At 71.1% G+C, this 20273-nt stretch carries 15 protein-coding genes; 8 read left to right on the top strand and 7 right to left on the bottom strand.

Going from position 1 to position 20273, the window contains the following annotated elements; genetic code table 11:
- Nucleotides 1–6 precede the first annotated feature (6 nt).
- The 4 genes from J5V96_RS08565 to guaB all read right to left on the bottom strand — a co-directional run bounded on the left by J5V96_RS08565 (nt 7) and on the right by guaB (nt 5216).
- Nucleotides 7–858, bottom strand: coding sequence for an SURF1 family protein (locus tag J5V96_RS08565; RefSeq protein ID WP_236014674.1), 852 nt, complete (start codon nt 856–858; stop codon nt 7–9).
- A complete protein-coding gene (locus J5V96_RS08560; RefSeq protein WP_208502783.1) occupies nt 848–1969 on the bottom strand; it encodes a GuaB3 family IMP dehydrogenase-related protein in 1122 nt (373 codons plus the stop codon). The genes J5V96_RS08565 and J5V96_RS08560 overlap by 11 nt, the downstream gene beginning before the upstream one ends.
- Nucleotides 1970–2032: 63 nt before the next feature.
- A complete protein-coding gene (locus J5V96_RS08555) occupies nt 2033–2302 on the bottom strand; it encodes a DUF2277 domain-containing protein (RefSeq protein ID WP_208502781.1) in 270 nt (89 codons plus the stop codon).
- A 1411-nt stretch (nt 2303–3713) separates the two neighbouring features.
- On the bottom strand, nt 3714–5216 hold the full coding sequence (guaB, locus tag J5V96_RS08550) for an IMP dehydrogenase (RefSeq protein WP_208502779.1): 1503 nt from the start codon (nt 5214–5216) through the stop codon (nt 3714–3716).
- 281 nt (nt 5217–5497) lie between these two features.
- Between guaB and J5V96_RS08545 the strand changes: the two genes are divergently transcribed.
- From J5V96_RS08545 to J5V96_RS08525, 5 genes are all read left to right on the top strand, one after another.
- Entirely contained in the window at nt 5498–6823 is a 1326-nt protein-coding gene (locus tag J5V96_RS08545) for a branched-chain amino acid ABC transporter permease (protein WP_208502777.1), read from the top strand.
- Nucleotides 6824–6831: 8 nt separating this feature from the next.
- Complete coding sequence (locus J5V96_RS08540; RefSeq protein ID WP_208502775.1) at nt 6832–7809, top strand: branched-chain amino acid ABC transporter permease; 978 nt, start codon at nt 6832–6834, stop codon at nt 7807–7809.
- Nucleotides 7799–8854 carry an ABC transporter ATP-binding protein gene (locus tag J5V96_RS08535; RefSeq protein WP_208502774.1) on the top strand — a complete coding sequence of 352 codons (1056 nt, stop codon included), beginning with the start codon at nt 7799–7801 and terminating at the stop codon, nt 8852–8854. The genes J5V96_RS08540 and J5V96_RS08535 overlap by 11 nt, the downstream gene beginning before the upstream one ends.
- Complete coding sequence (locus tag J5V96_RS08530; protein WP_208502773.1) at nt 8851–9594, top strand: ABC transporter ATP-binding protein; 744 nt, start codon at nt 8851–8853, stop codon at nt 9592–9594. The genes J5V96_RS08535 and J5V96_RS08530 overlap by 4 nt, the downstream gene beginning before the upstream one ends.
- A gap of 866 nt (nt 9595–10460) precedes the next feature.
- Entirely contained in the window at nt 10461–11300 is an 840-nt protein-coding gene (locus J5V96_RS08525) for an endonuclease domain-containing protein (protein ID WP_208502769.1), read from the top strand.
- A 569-nt stretch (nt 11301–11869) separates the two neighbouring features.
- On the opposite strand, the gene J5V96_RS08520 is transcribed toward J5V96_RS08525, so the two are convergent.
- The 3 genes from J5V96_RS08520 to groES form a co-directional block, all read right to left on the bottom strand.
- Nucleotides 11870–13147, bottom strand: a complete 1278-nt coding sequence (locus J5V96_RS08520) for an ABC transporter substrate-binding protein (protein ID WP_208502768.1) — start codon at nt 13145–13147, stop codon at nt 11870–11872.
- A gap of 285 nt (nt 13148–13432) precedes the next feature.
- Complete coding sequence (gene rarD, locus J5V96_RS08515; RefSeq protein WP_208502767.1) at nt 13433–14362, bottom strand: EamA family transporter RarD; 930 nt, start codon at nt 14360–14362, stop codon at nt 13433–13435.
- 195 nt (nt 14363–14557) lie between these two features.
- Nucleotides 14558–14854, bottom strand: a complete 297-nt coding sequence (groES, locus tag J5V96_RS08510; RefSeq protein ID WP_208502766.1) for a co-chaperone GroES — start codon at nt 14852–14854, stop codon at nt 14558–14560.
- Nucleotides 14855–15007: 153 nt separating this feature from the next.
- On the opposite strand from groES, the gene J5V96_RS08505 reads away from it, so the two are divergent.
- The 3 genes from J5V96_RS08505 to J5V96_RS08495 all read left to right on the top strand — a co-directional run bounded on the left by J5V96_RS08505 (nt 15008) and on the right by J5V96_RS08495 (nt 20247).
- On the top strand, nt 15008–16207 hold the full coding sequence (locus J5V96_RS08505; protein ID WP_208502764.1) for a THUMP-like domain-containing protein: 1200 nt from the start codon (nt 15008–15010) through the stop codon (nt 16205–16207).
- A gap of 411 nt (nt 16208–16618) precedes the next feature.
- Nucleotides 16619–17362, top strand: coding sequence for a GntR family transcriptional regulator (locus J5V96_RS08500; protein ID WP_208502762.1), 744 nt, complete (start codon nt 16619–16621; stop codon nt 17360–17362).
- A 152-nt stretch (nt 17363–17514) separates the two neighbouring features.
- Nucleotides 17515–20247: a glycerophosphodiester phosphodiesterase family protein gene (locus J5V96_RS08495; protein ID WP_208502760.1), complete on the top strand. Its 2733-nt coding sequence runs from the start codon at nt 17515–17517 to the stop codon at nt 20245–20247.
- Nucleotides 20248–20273 lie beyond the last annotated feature (26 nt).

The following is a 20273-nucleotide window of genomic DNA, read 5'->3' as shown; positions in this document are numbered from 1 at the left end:
CGCGCGTCATTCCTCGTCGGGATCGACGCCCTCGAACTCCTCGACCTCGCGCTCCCACGCGTCGCGCGCGAGCCGGTACCAGAGGTAGAAGGCGAAGCCCGCGAACACGGCCCACTCGACCGCATAGAAGATGTTGAGCCAGTTGATCGGGCTGCCCAGCTCGGGCGCGGGCGACGAGATGGGCTCGAGACCGGCGTCGGCGAGCGCGCCGGTCGGATCCGTCGAGGTCAGGTACGGACGGAAGACGTCGATGCCCCCCTCGGGAAGGTGCCAGCGACTCAGCAGCGCCGCCGGAGACATCCGCGACTGCTCGAGCGGATCCTCACCGGCGTCCGGCACGCGCGGGCCCTCGTCGGAGATGATGCGTCCCGTCAGGGTGACGCGCTCACCGGTCGCCGCGTCGTTCAGCGTGCGGGCCGCCGCGTCGGCATCGGCGCGCGAGGCGGTCCATCCGATCGCCACTGCCAGGGCCGCCTCCGGATCGGCCGTGCGCAGCTGGCCGGTGACCCAGTAGCCCTGCACGTCGTCGTTGAAGCGCGACGAGACGACGATGAAGTCGTCGGGCACCCAGGCGCCGTCGACCTCGACCTTCTGACCGACCAGCGGCTCCTCGAGGTACTCCCCCGGGGCCACGACATCGGCGATCGGGCGGATCTCCTCGGTCGCCCCGGCCGGCACCGGATCGGTGTCGATCGCCGTCGACAGCTGCCACTGCCCCAGCCAGGCGAACACGCCCGCGACCAGGAGCGCGAACAGCAGCATCGCGATCCAGCGCGGACGCAGCATCACCTCCCGCAGCGTCGGCGGGAACAGGAGCCCGTCAGACGCGGCGGCGGGTGCCGGGGTGTCAGTGGTCATACGGTGCGACGACGACCTCGACCCGCTGGAACTCCTTGAGGTCGGAGTAGCCGGTGGTGGCCATCGACTTGCGCAGCGCGCCGATGAGGTTCGCGGTGCCGTCCGCCATGGACGCGGGGCCGTAGAGCACCTCTTCGAGCGTGCCGACCTGGGGCACCATCACGCGGCGGCCGCGGGGCAGCTTGGCGTGGTGGGCCTCCGGCCCCCAGTGGAAGCCACGGCCGGGCGCATCGGTGGCGCGGGCCAGCGCGACGCCGAGCATCACCGCGTCGGCGCCCATGGCGAGGGCCTTCACGATGTCGCCCGAGGTGCCCACGCCGCCGTCGGCGATGACGTGCACGTAGCGCCCGCCCGACTCGTCGAGGTAGTCACGGCGCGCGCCGGCGACATCGGCGAGGGCCGAGGCCATCGGCGCGTGGATGCCGAGCGTGGCGCGCGTGGTCGACGCGGCGCCGCCGCCGAAGCCCACGAGAACGCCCGCGGCGCCGGTGCGCATGAGGTGCAGCGCCGCCGTGTAGGTGGAGGCGCCGCCGACGATGACCGGCACGTCGAGGTCGTAGATGAACTTCTTGAGGTTGAGGGGCTCGGCCTCGCTCGAGACGTGCTCGGCCGACACCGTGGTGCCGCGGATCACGAAGAGGTCGACGCCGGCCGCGACGACCGTCTTGTAGAGCTCCTGCGTGCGCTGGGGGCTGAGGGAGCCCGCCACGGCGACGCCGGCCGCACGGATCTCGTTGATGCGCGCGGTGATGAGCTCGGGCTTGATCGGCTCGGCGTACAGCTGCTGCATGCGGCTCGTCGCGACCTCGTCGGGAAGCGAGGCGATCTCGGCGAGCAGCGGCTCCGGATCCTCGTAGCGCGTCCAGAGGCCCTCGAGATCGAGCACGCCGAGGCCGCCGAGCTGACCGAGCATGATGGCGGTCTTGGGGCTGACGACCGAGTCCATCGGGGCGCCGAGCACCGGGATGTCGAAGTGGAACGCGTCGATCGACCAGTCGGTCGTCACGTCCTCCGGATTGCGCGTGCGGCGCGAGGGCACCACCGCGATGTCGTCGAACGCGTACGCCCGTCGTGCCCGCTTGCCGCGGCCCAGCTCGATCTCGCTCGTCACCGCTCCAGCCTACCCGCGGTCGTCAGATGCCCTCTCCCGCCGGCGCGGACGGCTCGTGGCAGATCAGGCCGCGTAGCGCCCGGCGGCGCGCGCCTTCGCCTTCTCGGCCTCTACCTCGCGGTTCTTCGGCGGGGCGCTGGTGACGAGCGCGTCCAGCAGGTGCTGGGTGATGTGCGCGATCTCGTGGACCGCCTCGTCGAACGCGGGCTGATTCGCCTTCGAGGGCTTGGTCGTTCCCGCGATCTTGCGCACGTACTGGAGAGCCGCCGCATGCACCTCGTCCGACGTCGCGGCGGGCTCGAAGTTGTGAAGGGTGTGGATGTTCCGGCACATGCCGTCACGGTAGTCCCGGCCCCGGACACGCGAAAGGCCCCGCGGCACGCCCGCGACGGGAGGAGATCCCGCGTCCGGAGGACCGAGATCCGGATCCGCACCCTCCCGATCCGAGATCCCCTCCCCCCGGGCCCCCGGCCCCAGCCCCGGACGCGCGAAAGGCCCCGGTCCCGCCCGCGACAGGAGGAGATCCCGCGCCCGGAGGACCGAAATCCGGATCCGCACCCTCCCGATCCGAGATCCCCTCCCGTCCCGGCCTCGACCCCGCGAAAGCCCCCGCCCGAACCCGGCCGCGCGACAGGAGGAGATCCCGCGTCCGGAGGACCGAGATCCGGATACGCACCCTCCCGATCAGAGATCCCCTCCCGTCCCGGCCCCGGACACGCGAAAGGCCCGTGGCGCGCAGCCGCGGGACGGGAGGAGATCCCGCGTCCGGAGGACCGAGATCCGGATCCGCACCCTCCCGATCCGAGATCTCCTCCCGCCCCGGCCCCGACCCCAGCCCCGGCCTCGGACACGCGAAAGGCCCCGCGGCGCACCCCGCGACGGGAGGAGATCCCGCGTGCGGAGGACCGAGATCCGGATCGGCACCCTCCCGATCCGAGATCCCCTCCCGTTCCCGACCTCGACCCCGCGAACCCGCCCGCGCGACAGGAGGAGATCCCGCGCCCGGAGGACCGAGATCCGGATCCGCACCCTCCCGATCCGAGATCCCTTCCCAGTCCCGGCCCCGGACACGCGAAAGGCCCCGCGGCACCCGCGCGACAGGAGGAGATCCCGCGTCCGGAGGACGGAGATCCGGATCCGCACCCTCCCGATCCGAGATCCCCTCCCGTCCCGGCCTCGACCCCGCGAACCTGCCCGCGCGACAGGAGGAGCTCCCGCGTGCGGAGGACCGAGATCCGGATCCGCACCCTCCCGATCCGAGATCCCCTCCCGTTCCCCAGCTCGACCCCGCGGCACTCGCGCGACAGGAGGAGACCCCGCGTGCGGAGGACCGAGACCCGGATCCGCACCCTCCCGATCCGAGATCCCCTCCCGTACCCGGCTCCGGCCCCGTCCCGGCCACGGACACGCGAAAGGCCCCGCGAACCCGCCCGCGCGACAGGAGGAGATCCCGCGCCCGGAGGACCGAGACCCGGATCCGCACCCTCCCGATCCGAGATCTCCTCCCGCCCCAGGCCCCGACCCCGCCCCGGGCCTCGGACATGCGCGGCCCCGCGATCCCGCCCGCGCGACAGGAGGAGATCCCGCGTGCGGAGGACCGAGATCCGGATCCGCACCCGCCCGATCCGAGATCTCCTCCCGTACCCGGCGGCCCCGGCACCGGCCCCGCCCCGACCCGGCCCCGGCCCCGGACACGCGAAAGGCCCCGCGGCGCGCAGCCGCGGGGCCTTTCGAGAGAGCCGGATCAGCGCTTGTAGTTGGGCGCCTCGACGACGATCTGCACGTCGTGCGGGTGCGACTCCTTGAGGCCCGCCGAAGTGATGCGCACGAACTTGCCCTTGGCCTTGAGCTCGTCGATCGAGCGCGCGCCGACGTAGAACATCGACTGACGCAGGCCGCCGACGAGCTGGTAGACGACCGCCGAGAGCGGACCGCGGTAGGCGACCTGGCCCTCGATGCCCTCGGGGATCAGCTTGTCGTCGCTGGGCACGTCGGCCTGGAAGTAGCGGTCCTTCGAGTACGAGGTCTGCTTGCCGCGCGTCTGCATCGCGCCGAGCGAGCCCATGCCGCGGTACATCTTGAACTGCTTGCCGCCCTGGAAGACGACGTCGCCGGGCGACTCGTCCGTGCCGGCGAGCAGCGAGCCGAGCATCACCGTGTCGGCGCCGGCCACGAGGGCCTTGGCGATGTCGCCCGAGTACTGCAGACCGCCGTCGGCGATGACCGGCACCCCGGCCGGACGAGCGGCGAGCGAGGCCTCGTAGATCGCGGTGACCTGGGGCACGCCGACGCCCGCGACGATGCGCGTGGTGCAGATCGAGCCCGGACCCACGCCGACCTTGACGGCGTCGACGCCCGCGTCGATGAGCGCCTGGGCGCCCTCGCGGGTGGCGACGTTGCCGCCGATGACGTCGATGTGCGCGAACGACGGGTCGGCCTTGAGGCGCTTGACGATGTCGATCACGCCCTGCGACTGGCCGTTGGCGGTGTCGACGACGAGCACGTCCACGCCCTTGTCGCGCAGCGCCTCGGCGCGCTCCCACGCGTCGCCGAAGAAGCCGATCGCGGCACCCACGCGCAGGCGGCCCAGCGAGTCCTTGGTGGCGTGGGGGTACTTCTCGGTCTTGTCGAAGTCCTTGATGGTGATGAGACCGGCGAGCTTGCCGTCCTCGTCAACGAGCGGCAGCTTCTCGACGCGGTGCTTGGCGAAGAGGGCGACGACCTCTTCCGGCTTGATGCCCACGCGGCCGGTGACAAGGCCCTCGGACGTCATGACGTCCTTGGCCAGGGTGGTCGAGCGCTCGAAGTCGGAGACGAAGCGCATGTCGCGGTTGGTGACGATGCCGACGAGCTTGCCCTCGCCGTCGACGACCGGCAGACCGGAGATCCGGTACTTGCGGCAAAGGCCGTCGACCTCCTCGATCGTGGCGTCGGGCGTGGTGGTGATCGGGTCGGTGATCATGCCCGACTCCGAGCGCTTCACGCGGTCGACGGCCGAGGCCTGCTCCGCGATCGCGAGGTTGCGATGCAGGATGCCGATGCCGCCCTGGCGGGCCATCGCGATGGCCATACGCGCCTCGGTGACCGTGTCCATGGCGCTCGAGAGAAGGGGAGCGGCGACGCGGATGTTGCGCGTCAGGCGCGACGACGTGTCGGCCTCGCTCGGGATGACATCCGTGTGCCCCGGCAGGAGCAGAACGTCGTCGTAGGTGAGTCCGACGAAGCCGAACGGGTCGTAGTCAGTCATGACGTTCTCCACTGGGAGCGAGAGGGATGAGGCTCGTATCGCGGAAGGGGCCGGGTGTGCCATCCTCCCCCGTATAGGAATTCTAAGCGTCCGGGGGCTGGAGATATTCCGGACGCAGATCGCCCTCTCCATCCCGGGGGCCGATCACAGAATGCACACAGATCCCGTGCGGAGCCCGCGGAAACGCCCGCGACACATTAGGGTTCTACGTTTGAACGACCCGTTCACGTACCCCGGTGCGGCGCCACCCCACCCGCCGCCCGCGGACCGGAGGATCAATGATGCCCACCCACGCCTCGCTGAGGCGCCACCGTCCGGCCGCGATCGTCGCTTTCGCGGCTTTCTTCGCCGCCCTCTTCACCGCGCTGGTGCTGCCGACCGCAGCGCACGCGGCCGAAGACGACCCCTTCAAGATCAGCGGCGTCGTCACCTTCGAGGACGAGCCCCTGGAGGGCGTGGCCCTCACCATCGACGGCCCGGGCGGTGAGCAGGATGTCGAGACCGACGCCGACGGCCGCTGGACCGTGCAGGTGCCCGAGCGAGGCGTCGAGTACACCATCACCCTCGACGAGAGCACGCTCCCCGATGGCGTCGTCGTGGTCGACGAGACCGGTGAAGACGACACTCCCAACGAGGTCGTGCGCGAGATGGGTCAGGGCGGACGCCTCACCCTCAACTTCTTCCTGGGCGAGGGCGAGCGGATCACCGTCACGTTCTTCGACCAGCTGGTGCAGCGCCTCTTCCAGGGCCTGAACTTCGGCCTGATGCTGGCGCTCGCCTCCGTCGGCCTGTCGCTCGTGTTCGGCACGACCGGCATCTCCAACTTCGCGCACGCCGAGATGGTGACCTTCGGGGCGGTCGCGGCGCTGATGCTCGTCGGGCCCGCATCTCTCGCCCTGCCGGTCTGGCTCGGACTGCCGCTCGCGGTCGTGCTGAGCGCGATCCTGGGTCTTGTGCTGGATGCGGCGATCTGGCGGCCGCTGCGCAAGCGCGGCGTCGGAGTCGTGCAGCTGATGATCCTCTCCATCGGACTGTCGCTGGCGATCCGGTATCTGTTCCAGTTCTTCCTCGGCGGTGACGTCAAGCAGCTGCCGACGCTGATCCCGGGCGCCCCGATCGTGCTCTTCGGCAACGTGAGCGCGACGCCGACCGATCTCGTCTCGATGGCGATCTCGATCGTCGTGATCCTCGCGTTCGCCACCTGGCTCACCCGCAGCCGCACCGGCAAGGCGACCCGCGCGATCTCCGACAACCCGGCGCTCGCGGCCACCAGCGGCATCGACGTCAACCGCGTCGTGCGGATCGTCTGGGTCGTCTCGGCCGCGCTGGCGGGCCTGTCGGGCATCCTGTACGCCTACTACCGCCCCGGCCTCACCTGGGACATGGGCACGCAGTTCCTGCTGCTGCTGTTCGCGGCGGTCACGCTCGGCGGTCTCGGCACCGCCTACGGCGCCCTCGTGGGCGCGCTGATCATCGGCATCCTGACCGAGACGATCAGCCTCTGGATCCCGGCCGACCTGCGTTTCGCGGGCGCGCTGCTGATCCTGATCTTCATCCTCCTCGTCCGTCCCCAGGGCATCCTGGGCCGTCGCGAGCGCATCGGCTAGGAGACGTCATGGACTGGCCTCAGATTCTCAACAACACGCTCGCCTCGATCCTGAGCCCCTCGACGCTGGCGTACGCGCTCGCGGCCCTGGGCCTCGCGATCCACTTCGGCTTCGGCGGCCTGATCAACATGGGCGTCGCCGCCTTCATGGCGATCGGCGCGTACGGATACGCCATCTCGGTGCTGACCTTCGGCTTTCCCTGGTGGGCCGCGTCGCTGGTGGGCCTGGTGGCCGCCGCGGTGTTCGCGCTCATCCTGGGCATCCCGACGCTGCGGCTGCGCGGCGACTACCTCGCCATCGCGACCATCGCGGCGGCCGAGGTCGCGCGTCTGCTGTTCCTCACCACGACGTTCGCCGACGTGACCGGATCGGCCGGCGGCCTCTCGGGCTTCAACCGCTCGCTGCAGGAGTCGAACCCGTTCCCGGAGGGCACCTACGGCTTCGGTCCGTGGACCTACAACCAGAACGAGCTGTGGGTGCGCGTGATGGGCCTGCTCACCCTCGCATTCGCGACCCTGCTGGTGTTTATGCTCACGCGCAGCCCCTGGGGTCGCGTGATGAAGGGCATCCGCGAGGACGAGGACGCGATCCGCTCGCTCGGCAAGAACGTCTTCTCGTACAAGATGCAGTCGCTCGTGCTGGGCGGCGTCATCATGGCCGCGGGCGGCATCGTCTATGCCATGCCCGCCGCGGTGAACCCCGGCGTCTACGTCACCTCGCTGACGTTCTTCGTGTGGACGGCGCTCCTCCTCGGCGGCGCCGCCACCGTGTTCGGTCCCCTGCTCGGATCCCTCGTGTTCTGGGTGATCCAGACCTTCCTGACGAACTTCCTGTCGGGTCTGACCGAGAGCGGCCTGCTCGACATGTCGTCGACCCAGGCAGGCACCCTGCGCTTCGTGCTCGTCGGCGTCGCGCTCATGCTGCTCGTGGTCTTTATGCCTCAGGGCTTCCTCGGCGACAAGAAGGAGCTGACCTTTGTCCGGTGAGTTCGAGGCGCCCGTCGCCCGTCCCAAGTCCACGGGTCTGCATGTCGGCGAGGCCGCGGCCGGCTGCGCGAAGACGGATCCGATCATCGTCGCCGACGGCGTCAAGCGCACGTTCGGCGGCCTCACGGCGGTCGACGTCGAGCACCTCGAGATCCCCCGCGGCGCCATCACGGCCCTCATCGGTCCGAACGGCGCGGGCAAGACGACCCTGTTCAACCTGCTGACCGGCTTCGACAAGCCGGACGCCGGATCCTGGTCGTTCGACGGCACGGATCTCGCGAACGTGCCGGCCCACAAGGTCGCCCGCATGGGTCTCATCCGCACCTTCCAGCTCACCAAGGCCCTCGGGCGCCTCAGCGTCATGGACAACATGAAGCTCGGGCAGACCGGCCAGACCGGCGAGCGCTTCTGGCACAGCCTCATCCCGGGCCTGTGGAAGAAGCAGGATCGCGAGATCGAGGCGCGCGCGGACGAGCTGCTGGTGAAGTTCAAGCTCGACAAGAAGCGCGACGACCTCGCCGCGGGCATGTCGGGTGGCCAGAAGAAGCTGCTCGAGATGGCGCGCGCGCTGATGACCGACCCGACGCTCGTGATGCTCGACGAGCCCATGGCGGGCGTCAACCCGGCGCTCACGCAGTCGCTGCTCGACCACATCCTGGATCTGAAGGACAACGGCATGACCGTGCTCTTCGTCGAGCACGACATGCACATGGTGCGCCACATCGCCGACTGGGTGATCGTGATGGCCGAGGGACGGGTGGTCGCCGAGGGCGCGCCCGACGAGGTCATGCGCAACCCCGCGGTGGTCGACGCCTACCTCGGCGCTCACCAGGAGCTCGACCTCGGCGTCGTCACCGGCCGCGTCGCGATCGTGGACGCCGACCCCACCACCGACGCCCAGGCCTCCGCCGCGGCGGACATCGCCGTGATCGAGGCCGAGGCGTCGGCCGAGCTCGACGGCACGGATGCTCCTGCGGCATCCGGCGGGGCGGCATCCGGCGGGGCTTCATCCGGCACCGCGGACCAGAAGGAGACGGACCAGTGACCGACCCTCAGAAGGACACCCCGGTCGTCCTCGTCGACGACGTGCACGCGGGCTACCTGCCCGGCGTGAACATCCTCAACGGCGCCACCCTCACCGCCTACCAGGGCGAGCTGATCGGCATCATCGGCCCCAACGGCGCCGGCAAGTCGACGCTGCTGAAGGCGATCTTCGGCCAGGTGCAGGTGCGCGGCGGATCCATCATGCTCGAGGGCGAGGACATCACCGGGCTGAAGGCCGAGAAGCTCGTCGGCAAGGGCGTGGGCTTCATCCCGCAGACCAACAACGTGTTCCCCTCGCTCACCATCGAGGAGAACTTCCAGATGGGTGCGTTCCAGAAGCCGGCGCTGTTCCGCGAGCGGGCCGACTTCGTGATGAGCATCTTCCCCGACCTCGCCAAGGGCGCGGGACTGAAGAAGCGCGCCGGCGGTCTGTCCGGCGGCGAGCGCCAGATGGTCGCGATGGGCCGCGCGCTCATGATGGATCCGAAGGTGCTGCTGCTCGACGAGCCCTCCGCCGGCCTCTCCCCCGTGCGCCAGGACGAGGCGTTCCTGCGCGTCTCCGAGATCAACAAGGCCGGCGTCACCTGCATCATGGTCGAGCAGAACGCGCGTCGCTGCCTGCAGATCTGCGACCGCGGATACGTGCTCGACCAGGGCCGGGACGCCCACACGGCCACCGGCCGCGAGCTGCTCAACGACCCCAAGGTCGCCGAGCTCTACCTCGGCACGCTCGGCGCCTGATCCGCGCCCCGAAGGCCCCCGGCTGCTGCCGGGGGCCTTCTGCGTTGACGCCGCGGGGGCGCGGGCGCGGGGCGGCGGGGGCGCGGGGGCGCGGGGTGCCGGGCGCGGCGGGGGGCGCGGGGGCGGGCCGGGTGCGGCGGGGGTGCGGCGGGCGGGCCCGGATCCGGAGGACATCCCGCGACGGGAGGACCAGGATCCGGATCCCCACCCTCCACCCGCGAGATCCCCTCCCACCCCGCACGCCCGATCCGGCACGCTACCCCGCAACCGGAGGACATCCCGCACCGGGAGGACCCAACCCCGGATCCCCACCCTCCACCCGCGAGATCCCCTCCCGTCCGGCACACCCGGGTCCCGCGCTCAGCCCCGCAACCGGAGCCGCCTGAGCGGCGCGGCACCCACAGCCGGAGGACGTCCCGCGACGGGAGGACCAGGATCCGGATCCCCACCCTCCACCCGCGAGATCCCCTCCCCTCCCGCACGCCCGGGTCCCACGCTCAGCCACGCAACCGGCGCCGCTGGGTCGGCGCCGCACCAGGCAACCGGAGGACATCCCGCACCGGGAGGACCCAACCCCGGATCCCCACCCTCCGCCCGCGAGATCCCCTCCCATCCCGCACGCCCGGGTCCCACGCTCAGCCACGCAACCGGCGCCGCTGAGTCGGCGCCGCACCACGCAACCGGAGGACATCCCGCACCGGGAGGACCCAACCCCGGATCCCCACCCTCCACCCGCGAGATCCCCTCCCACTGGCGCCGCCCCGGATACGGCCGCCACTCGTCCACAGGCCCGGAGATTCCGTGGCTCCATCCCCGGATCGGCGCAGGAGGGTTCCAGGCGTCGCGGACGCGACATCCTGGCAGGCATGGACATCACGGGGATCCTCCGAGCGGCCGGCGGCGTCTCTCGCATCAGGGCGCTGACCGAGTGGGGCGTCGGCGACCATGCGATTCGCAAGGCGGTGAAGGCTGGCGAGGCAACGCGGCCGCGACATGGGTGGCTCGCCCTGCCGGATGCCGACGCGCAGGTGCTCGAGGCGGTGAAGAACGGCGTCTATCTGACATGCGTGACCGAAGCCAAGCGTCGCGGGCTGTGGTCGATGACCGACGAACTGCACGTCGCGGCGTCACCGCACAGCGGCCATACCCGCGCGATCGATGCGCGTGTGCATTGGCGCAAGCCGCTCGTGCCCCGCGGCGACGGCGCGCCGGCGGATCCGATCGAGAACGTACTGGCGATCGTCGCCGAGTGCCGGCCGTACGAGGAGTCCATCGCGATATGGGAGTCGGCGATGCGCCTTCAGCTCTTCGATCGTGACGCGATGCGCGAGCTGCCCCTCGGCCCTGCGGCAAGACGTGTCCTCGCCGATGCGAAGCCCTTCGCCGGACAGGGCACAGAATCCGTGCTCACCACGCGGCTGCGATGGCTGCAGGCCGCGCTGAAGCTCTCGATGCGACGCCAGGTGTGGCTCTGCGGGCATCCGGTCGATCTGCTGATCGGCGACCGACTGGTGATCCAGATCGACGGAGCCACCCACGTCGACCGGCAGCGCCTCATCGACAACGAGCACGACCTGCGCCTGATGCTCGCGGGCTATCACGTGATCCGGATCGGATATTGGCAGCTCTTCGACGACTGGCCCCACGTGCAGGAGCTCATCACCCTCGCCGTCGCCCAGGGCCGTCACCTCGCCCGCGCATCCTGACCCGCAACGGGAGGACATCCCGCACCGGGAGGCCCGATCCCGGATCCCCACCCTCCGGCCGCGAGATCCCCTCCTAAGCCGCACGCCCCGGATTCCGCACCCGCAACCGGAGGGCATCCCCGAACGGGCGGGCCCGATCCCGGATCCCCACCCTCCGGCCGCGAGATCCCCTCCCAAGACGCACGCCCCGGATCCCGCAGCCACCCGCAACCGGAGGGCATCCCCGAACGGGAGGGCTCAAATCCGGATCCCGGCCCTCCGCCTGCGAGATCCCCTCCCAAGCCGCCCAGGCGGGATTCCGCAGCCCCCCGCAACGGGAGGACATCCCGCACCAGGAGGGCCCGATCCCGGATCCCCACCCTCCGGCCGCGAGATCTCCTCCCAACCCGCACGCCCCGGATTCCGCACCCACCCACAACCGGAGGACATCCCGCAACGGGAGGACCAGGATCCGGATCCTCACCCTCCGTGCGCGAGATCCCCTCCCGTTCCGGGCACCAGCCCCCCGGGAGACGCAGCAGCGCCCCGCCTCCGGGAGGAGACGGGGCGCTGCGGGAGCGGAGCTGAGGTCAGCCCTCGAACGGGGCGTAGGTGTTGTCCTCGCCGTACTCGTAGATGTTGATGTAGCCACCCTCCGGGTCGCCGTTCTCGTCGAACTTGATCTCCGAGGAGGCGCCGTCGTAGTCGATGGTCTTGCCCTCGAGAAGGAGGTCGGCGCACGCGGCGAACGAGTCGCACTTCTCGCCGTCGCCCTCGCCACCCGAGATCTCACGCAGCTTGCCGGCGATGGCCTCGCCGTCGGTCGAGCCGGCGGCCAGCGACGCGAGCGCGATGACCGTCATGGCGTCGAACGCCTCGGGACCGTAGGTGAAGGCCGTGAGGTCCTCGCCCTGCTCGGTCGCGAACGCCTTGAGCTTCTCGTTGAACGCGGCGACCTGCTCGGGCGTCGGGCCCGGGTAGGTGCCCTTGGCGCCGGTCATGACGCCCGGGCTCAGCGGGTTGTCACCGGCGTCCGAGTAGTCGGCGACGTTGCCGTCGACGAGGTACAGGTTGGCCGGGTCGAAGCCCTTCTCGTTGAGCGCCGGGATGATCGTGGCGGCCTCGGCGAACGAGACGATCGCAACCGCCTCGGGGTTCGCCGCGAGCACCTCGGAGACCTGGGCGTCGAACGACGTGTCGCCCACGTTGAAGGACGACTCGGCGACGACCTCGCCACCGGCGGCCTCGAAGGACTCCTTGATGAAGCCGGCGAGACCGTTGCCGTAGTCGTCGTTCATGACGAGGAGTCCGAGCGTCTTCACGCCCTCCTCGGCGATGAAGTTGCCGAGCACGTCGCCCTGCAGCACGTCGGACGGAGCGGTGCGGAAGTACATTCCGCCGTCGTCGTAGTCGGTGAAGAACGCACCCGTGTTCGAGGTCGAGATCTGCACGATGCCGGCACCCGTGACGGTGTCGATGATCTGCTTCGAGACACCCGACGAGGCCGCACCGATGAGGGCGCTGACGTCCTCGCCCATGATCTTGGGCAGCTCGGTCTCGTAGGCCTTGTTGTTGGTGTCGCCCTCGTCGCCGAGCACGAGCTCGACGTCGAGACCGGTCTTCTCCGCGTACTCGTTGATGAGCGACTGCGCGTACTGCACACCGAGGATCTGCGGCGGGCCGAGGAAGGCGAGCGAGCCGGAGCTCGGCGCCAGCATGCCGACCTTGAGCGCGAGGTCCTCGCCACCGGCAGGCTTGCCGGTGCTCTCGGCGGGCTTCTCGGTGCCACCGGCAGAGCAGCCGGCGAGTGCCAGAGCGGCGACGGCGCCCAGGGCCACCGCGCCGATCAGCTTCTTGGAGCGAACCATGTGGTTCTTCCTTTCGTCAGGACCCGCGGAGCAGGGACTGGTTGCCGACCTCGGGAAGCGTCGACGGTGCCGCGGGTGATGAAGACAAGCTACCTGGCGAATGTTTCGTTCGCGGTGCCTTTCGGCCGTTGTGAGCAGACTGCACAGCACTTCGCGACCAGATCGTTACGGATCTGCACAATCAGCCACGCAACGTGACCATCGCGTGACTTTTCGCGCGGATCCGGATCCGTTCCGACGCGCGGATCCGGTCCCGATGCGGTCCGATCCGATCCGATCCGCGGATCAGGCTCCGACGGGCACCACGGCAGCGGCGGCCGCGGCGCGGGTGCGGCGTGCGTGCCGCACCTGGTCGATCGTGAGCAGAGTGCACGCGATCCAGACGATGCCGAAGCCGACCCAGCGGGCGAACGGCATCTCCTCATGCAGGATGACGACGCCGACGATGAACTGCAGGATGGGCCCGGCGAACTGCAGCATGCCGATCACGCTGAGCGGCACGCGGCTGGCGCCCGCGGCGAACAGCAGCAGCGGCACGGCGGTGACGATGCCCGCCGACAGCAGCAGAAGCGTGTGGCCGACGCCCGCCGTGCCGAGCGTGAGCCCCGTGGTGAGGGCGACGACGATCAGCTGCACAACGGCGATCGGCGCGAGCCACAGGGTCTCCAGCGCGAGGCCGCTGGTGGCGTCGACGACGCCGCCGACCTGCTTCTTGACGAGCCCGTAGACGCCGAAGCTGGCGGTCAGCCCGAGCGCGTACCAGGGCACCTGCCCCACGGCGAAGATGATCACGAGCACGGCCACGGCGGCGATGCCGATGGCGACCCACTGCAGCGTGCGCAGGCGCTCGTGCAGCACCAGCACCGCGAGCAGCACCGTGGTGATCGGGTTGATGAAGTACCCCAGGCTGGCCTCGAGCACCTGGTCGGCCTGCACGGCGATGACGAAGATCTGCCAGTTGGCGTAGATCAGCACGCCGGCGAGGGCCATGAGTGCGGCGAGCCGCGGGTTCTTCAGCACGACGAAGAATCGACGCCAGCCGCGGGTCACCCAGAGCAGGATCGCGCAGAACACCAGCGAGAGCAGCACGCGCCAGGCGACGACCTCCCACGGCCCCGTCGGGTCGAGGAAGACGAAGTAGAGGGGCAGGATGCCCCAGAGCACGTACGCCCCGAGCGCGTAGAGGGTTCCGGCGGTCTCGGTGCTGCTTTTCACCGATCCAGCCTACGGTCGCCCGTCGTCGGCGGGGTCGGAGAGCCCTGCCATCGTCCGCAGGATTACCGCCATGTGCGCGAGGCCGCCTCGCCCGGCTCGCCCGACCCGTCCGGGCCGCCCGCCCGTCCGCGGACGGGCGGGAAAGCAGAAGGCCCGGATCCGCAGATCCGGGCCTTCTGAGAAGAGTGCTGAAGGTCAGCGAACGACGACCGCGAGCACGTCGCGGGCCGAGAGCACGAGGAACTCCTCGCCGCCGAACTTGACCTCGGTGCCGCCGTACTTCGAGTACAGGACGCGGTCGCCGACGACGACGTCGAGCGGGATGCGGTTGCCGTTGTCGTCGATGCGACCCGGGCCGACCGCGACGACCTCGCCCTCCTGGGGCTTCTCCTTCGCGGTGTCCGGGATGACGAGACCGGAGGCCGTCTTCTGCTCGGCCTCGACCTGCTTGATGACGATGCGGTCCTCGAGCGGCTTGATGGAAACCGACACGGTTCACCTCTTCTTTGCTTAGCGGGAAGTTCGTTCGCACTCACCCCTGGCGAGTGCTAACCACAAGTGTAGGAGGGTTTCTGGCACTCACGCAACGCGAGTGCCAGCCGACGTCATCCGGGGTCACCGTCGCCGCCCGCCTACGCTGGATGAATGGAGTCATCCGAGCTCGACGCCCTGCTCACCCGCGAGGGGCTCGCGCTGCTCGACGCCGTCGCCGCCCAGCCCACGGGCGACGTGACGCGGCTCGTGTCGCAGCTGCGTGCCGCGGGGCACTCGCCCGAGCTGGTGTCGGCGGTCGTCGGGCAGGCCCGCCTGCGCGAGCGGGCGGCCGCGAAGTTCGGACCCTTCGCCGAGCGCATGCTCTTCACCCGCGCAGGCCTCGAGCAGGCCACCCGCATGAGCGTCTCGGCGCACCACGCCGGCCGGTTCGCGGCGGCGGGGATCACCCTGGTCGCGGATCTCGGCTGCGGCATCGGCGGCGACGCGCTCGCGTTCGCGGCGATGGGCATGCGCGTGCGGGCGGTCGACGCCGATCCGGTCACCGCGGCCCTGGCCGCATACAACCTCGCGCCGTTCGGCGACGCGGCCGAGGTGCGCTCGGCCCTGGCGCAGGACGTGGAGCTCGACGACGTCGACGCCGTGTGGCTCGATCCCGCCCGCCGCACCGCCGGCCACGGTGAGACCTCGCGCGTGGGCGCCGCCGATTACTCCCCGCCGCTCGACTGGGTGTTCGCGCTCACGCAGCGCCTTCCCGGCGGAGTGAAGCTCGGCCCCGCGCACGACCGCGACGCGCTCCCGTCGGGCCCGGGAGTGGAGACGCAGTGGATCAGCGTCGACGGCTCGACCGTCGAGCTCGTCGTCTGGACCGGATCCCTCGCGCGCGAGGGTGTCGCACGATCCGCTCTGATCCTGCGGGGAGACTCGGCACACGAGCTCACCGCACCGGCCGACAGCGAGGACGAGCCCGCCCGCGAGCTCGGCGCGTTCATCCACGAGCCCGAGGGAGCGGTCATCCGCGCGCGCCTCGTGGGCGACGTGGCCCGTGCGCTCGGTGCCGGGCCTGTGGCGCCGGGCATCGCCTACCTGACCGGCGATGCCGAGCTGACGAGCCCGTTCGTGTCGTCGTTCCGCGTGCGCGAGGTGCTGCCGGCCGATCCGAAGCCTCTCGCGAAGGCGCTGAAGGCGCGGGGGATCGGCACGCTGGAGATCAAGAAGCGCGGCGTCGACATCGACCCCGCGACGTTCCGCAAGAAGCTCGGCCTCAAGGGGCCCGAGGCGGCGACGCTGCTCGTCACCCGCGTGAACGGCAAGCGCATCGCGGTGCTCGCCGACCGCGTCGCCCGGGGCTGAGCCCGCCACCCGGCTCCCTCGGGCGGCGCCGCGCCTGCGGGGGTGCCGCGCCTGCGGGGCTGGGCTGGGGTCGGTTCGGGGCCTGCGGGCTCGGCGTGCGGCGTTGACTAGTCCCGCGCGGCATTACTAGTCCCGCCTGGACTAGTAATCCCGCGGAAGACTAGTCAACGCCCTGACCGCAACCCACTCGGGCCCTGAGCCTCGCCGCTCCCCCAACCCCGGCAGACGCACCCTGCTCGCCACCCGGCGCCTCGGGCGGTGCCGCGCCTGCGGGGGCTGAGCCCGCCCGCGTCCCCGGGCGCACCAAGCCCGCCGCACGCCGAACGTTCGCTCGGCGTTCACCGGCGGCTGGGCGCGGGTGGGTAATGTCCGAGCGGTCGGCGCCGCCCGGAATCGCGAGAGGAGCTCGCCATGCGCTTCACCGCGATCGCCGAGGCGCTCGCGCAGCGGATCGCGTCGGGCGAGTACGGGCATGGAACGTCACTGCCGAGCGAGACGCGGCTGGCCACCGAGTTCGGCGTCGCGCGGGGCACCGTGCGCCGCGCGCTCGAGCAGATCGAGGCGGACGGACTGGTCATGCACCACGGCGCGCGATGGCGCGCCTGCCACGGCGGCCACCACCAGCAGAGCCTCGATGAGCTGCGCTCGTTCGGCCAGTGGGCCCTGTCGACGGGCATGCATCCGGCGGGGCGCACCGTCGAGCTGTCCCGCGGCAGGGCGACCCGGCTCGAGGCGCATGAGCTCGGGCTGCGGCCGCGCACGACGGTGCTGCGGATCATCCGGGTCATGTCGCTCGAGGAGCGCCCGGTCATGATCAAGCGCACGACCTACCCCGAGTGGCTCGCCGACATCATCTCGGCGATCCCGCCCGACGCCCGCTCGATCATGGAGGTCGTGCAGGGGGTGCACGGCGTCGCGCTCGGCCACGCGGAGCATCACATCAGCGCGGTGCCCGCGAGCAGTCAGGATGGTGCCCTGCTGCGCATCCCCCGCGCCGCTCCCCTGCTGCGCGTGGTGCGCACCGCGCGCGCGGCCGACGGGCGCGCGTTCGAGCACAGCGACGACCGCTACGTCGCCGATGCGATCACGCTCTCGGTCGTCAACACCTCGACGCGCGCAGAGGCACCGAGCGCGAGGGGCACGCGGGTGATCTGACCGTCGGCGGCAACGGTCACCTCTCGTCACCGAGTCTTCACCCCCGGATCCGCCGATGGGGAGCCGGGCGTTGCCGGGCCGTGAGACCGGCTGGATTCACTGAGCGAGACCGGCCGGACGGCCGGCGCATCCGCGCTCTGAAAGGGATCCCCATGCCCCTCCTCTCCCGGATCCGAGGTGCGCGCTGGACAGCGGCGCTGCTGTCGGCCGTCATCTCGGCGGGTGCCGTGGCGCTCGCGGCGCCGCCCGCCACCGCCGCACCCGCCGCACCCGCCACAGCCACAGCCACAGCCACCGCCACGCCGTCCGTGCAGGCGACCACGCCGCAGGTCCAGCCCGAGCTGCCCACCGGCGGCACCGTGCTCGTCGCGGAGGACTTCTCCGCGGGCGAGCTGCCCGCCGGCTGGACGCCGAAGTCGGGCACCTGGACCGTGCGCGACGGCCGCCTCTACGGTCAGGGCGCGGCCTACTCGGGTGACCCGACGCGCCTGGTGTTCGGCACCTCGGTGCCCGAGTACCGCTTCGACGCGACCGTGCGCTTCGAGACCGTCGCCGACGCGGGCCGGTGGGCCGGCCTCATCCTCGACCACTCGGCCAGCGGCGCCGCGCCGTGGCAGCACGCGCTCCTGCGCGCGAACAGCAAGCCCGTGGGCTGGGGCAAGCGCACCACGGGCAACGACGGATGGGACGGCTCCGACGTGCTCGGATCCGCCCCGCCCGCCACCGCGCCCATCGCCGTCGGCACCGACATCCGCGTGACGCAGGTGGTGCGGGGCTCGCACGGCGAGTGGTGGTACCAGGCCGGCGCGATGACCGCGCCCGTGCGCCTGGCCGAGACCGAGTCGCTCTCGCGGTTCGGCGGCTCGCTCGGGTTCCTGCTCGACGGCGCGACCGTGTCGTTCGACGACGTCACGGTCACCGACCTGAATCCCGCGGCGAGCGCCTGCCGCCCGTACGCGGCCGGCGTCGACCAGGCCGCGGCCGACGGGGCGATCGGCGACGTGGTGTTCGCGGAGGACTTCTCCCAGACCGCCGGCTTCGACTGCTGGACGAAGGATGCCGGCTGGGCCGTCGAGGGCGGCGAGCTCACCGGCTCGTCCGCGAACGGATCCACGGCGATCCGCTTCGGCGCGCACCTCGCGAACTACCGGCTCGATGCGAAGGTGCGCTCCGACGGCGCCGTCTCGCTCGGAGCCGACGCCGCGGCGCTCGGAGGCGCGTGGACGGGCGGCGCGCTGCCGGCCGCGGCGCTGCCCGCCGGCCGCACGGTGGATGTGCGGATGGACGTGCAGGGCCGCACCGTGTCGTACTTCGCCGACGGCGTGCCCGTGGGCACCGAGACGCTGTCTGCGCGTTCGGCGACCGGCGTTGTGGGCATCGCGGTGGCGGATGGATCGGTCGCCGTCGACGACATCCGGATCACCAAGCTCGCCTTCCCGCCGGCGCGCTGCATCCCGGCCGACCGCGTTCCGCTGCCCGGCGACACCGGGCTCGTCATCGCCCACCGCGGCAACGACGGGAACGACGGCATCGCCGACAACCTGATCCCCGGATACGCCCGCACCTTCGCCAAGGGCGCGGAGTACTGGGAGAGCGACATCCACCTGACCACCGACAACGTGCCGGTCGTGCGCCACGACGGCATCGGATCCGTCACGCTCGCCCAGTTCCGCGAGCGGTTCCCGGGCCTGCCGACGCTGGAGGAGGTGCTGCAGTTCCAGAAGGACAGCCGCTCGAATCACGTGCTCGAGTACAAGGGCTTCTGGACGCAGGAGGGCGCGACGATCGTGCGCGATCTGCTCGTCGAGTACGGCGTGCAGGATGACGTGATCACCCAGTCGTTCGATCTGGCGACACTCGACAACGTCCACGCCGTCGACCCCTCGATGCCCCTCATGTGGCTGACCAGCACGGTCGGACAGGGCGGGGATCCGGTCGCCGTCTCGGCCGCGCACAGCCTGCTCGGCATCAACCCCAGCGGCACCCCGACCGCCGCCGAGGTGGCGGCCATGCACGCGGCCGGTCGCAAGATCTTCGTGTGGACCCGCGGGCCGGCCGACTTCGCGAGCCTCACGGCGCTCGGCGTCGACGGCATCATCACGAACGATGCCGGCGCCCTGGTCTCCTGGTACGCGTCGTACAACGCCGAGCTCGGTCTGCAGACCTGCCGGGACGTGACGGTCGAGGTCGAGGGTGCGGGCACCGCGGTCCCGGATGTCGCGACACAGGCGGCGGGCGGGAAGGTCACCGTGACGGCGACCCCCGCACCCGGCCATCACCTCGCGTCCCTCGCGGGCGCGTCGCCGGCGGAGCTCGCGATCGATGCGAGCGGCACCTTCACGATGCCCACGCAGCCCACCTGGGTGACGGCGGCCTTCGCGGCCAACACCTGGACGATCGCGTACGACGCGAACGGCGGATCCGGTGACATCGCCGCGACCGCGCACACGTTCGGCGACTCGAGCGCGCTCGCCCCGGGCACGTTCGTGCGCGCCGGGTACGAGTTCGCGGGATGGGCAACGGCGCCGGATGCGGCCGAGGCCGAGTTCGCGGATGCGGCTGCGGCCGCCGACGTCACGACCGTCGATGGCGCCCACGTCGTGCTCTACGCCGTCTGGACCGCCACGCCTCTGACGACCGACGTGCCCCGCGTCGTCGGCACGGTGAAGCCGGGCGCCAAGCTGACGGTCGATGCCGGCACGTGGACCGAGGGCGCCGAGCTCGCGTTCCAGTGGCTCGCGGACGGCGAGCCCATCGTCGGCGCGACCGGCCCGGGCTTCCACCTCACGGGCAACCGCAAGGGCGAGGACATCACGGTGCGCGTGACCGGGACGCTCGGCGAGCGCACCACGGTGGTCGATTCGGATCCGATCCGCATCGACTGATCGCGCGGCGAGGAGTCTCGCCGAAG

The organism is Microbacterium stercoris (assembly GCF_017592545.1).
Taxonomy (GTDB): Bacteria; Actinomycetota; Actinomycetes; order Actinomycetales; family Microbacteriaceae; genus Microbacterium; species Microbacterium stercoris.
Note: the sequence above shows the minus strand (reverse complement) of the source record. Positions and strands in the feature narration are given on the sequence as shown.

Excerpts from the sequence above, each read along its gene's own strand:
- J5V96_RS08565 (WP_236014674.1), bottom strand. The coding sequence starts at position 858 with ATGACCACTGACACCCCGGCACCCGCCGCCGCGTCTGACGGGCTCCTG.
- J5V96_RS08555 (WP_208502781.1), bottom strand. The coding sequence starts at position 2,302 with ATGTGCCGGAACATCCACACCCTTCACAACTTCGAGCCCGCCGCGACG.
- guaB (WP_208502779.1), bottom strand. The coding sequence starts at position 5,216 with ATGACTGACTACGACCCGTTCGGCTTCGTCGGACTCACCTACGACGAC.
- J5V96_RS08545 (WP_208502777.1), top strand. The coding sequence starts at position 5,498 with ATGCCCACCCACGCCTCGCTGAGGCGCCACCGTCCGGCCGCGATCGTC.
- J5V96_RS08540 (WP_208502775.1), top strand. The coding sequence starts at position 6,832 with ATGGACTGGCCTCAGATTCTCAACAACACGCTCGCCTCGATCCTGAGC.
- J5V96_RS08525 (WP_208502769.1), top strand. The coding sequence starts at position 10,461 with ATGGACATCACGGGGATCCTCCGAGCGGCCGGCGGCGTCTCTCGCATC.
- J5V96_RS08520 (WP_208502768.1), bottom strand. The coding sequence starts at position 13,147 with ATGGTTCGCTCCAAGAAGCTGATCGGCGCGGTGGCCCTGGGCGCCGTC.
- J5V96_RS08505 (WP_208502764.1), top strand. The coding sequence starts at position 15,008 with ATGGAGTCATCCGAGCTCGACGCCCTGCTCACCCGCGAGGGGCTCGCG.
- J5V96_RS08500 (WP_208502762.1), top strand. The coding sequence starts at position 16,619 with ATGCGCTTCACCGCGATCGCCGAGGCGCTCGCGCAGCGGATCGCGTCG.
- J5V96_RS08495 (WP_208502760.1), top strand. The coding sequence starts at position 17,515 with ATGCCCCTCCTCTCCCGGATCCGAGGTGCGCGCTGGACAGCGGCGCTG.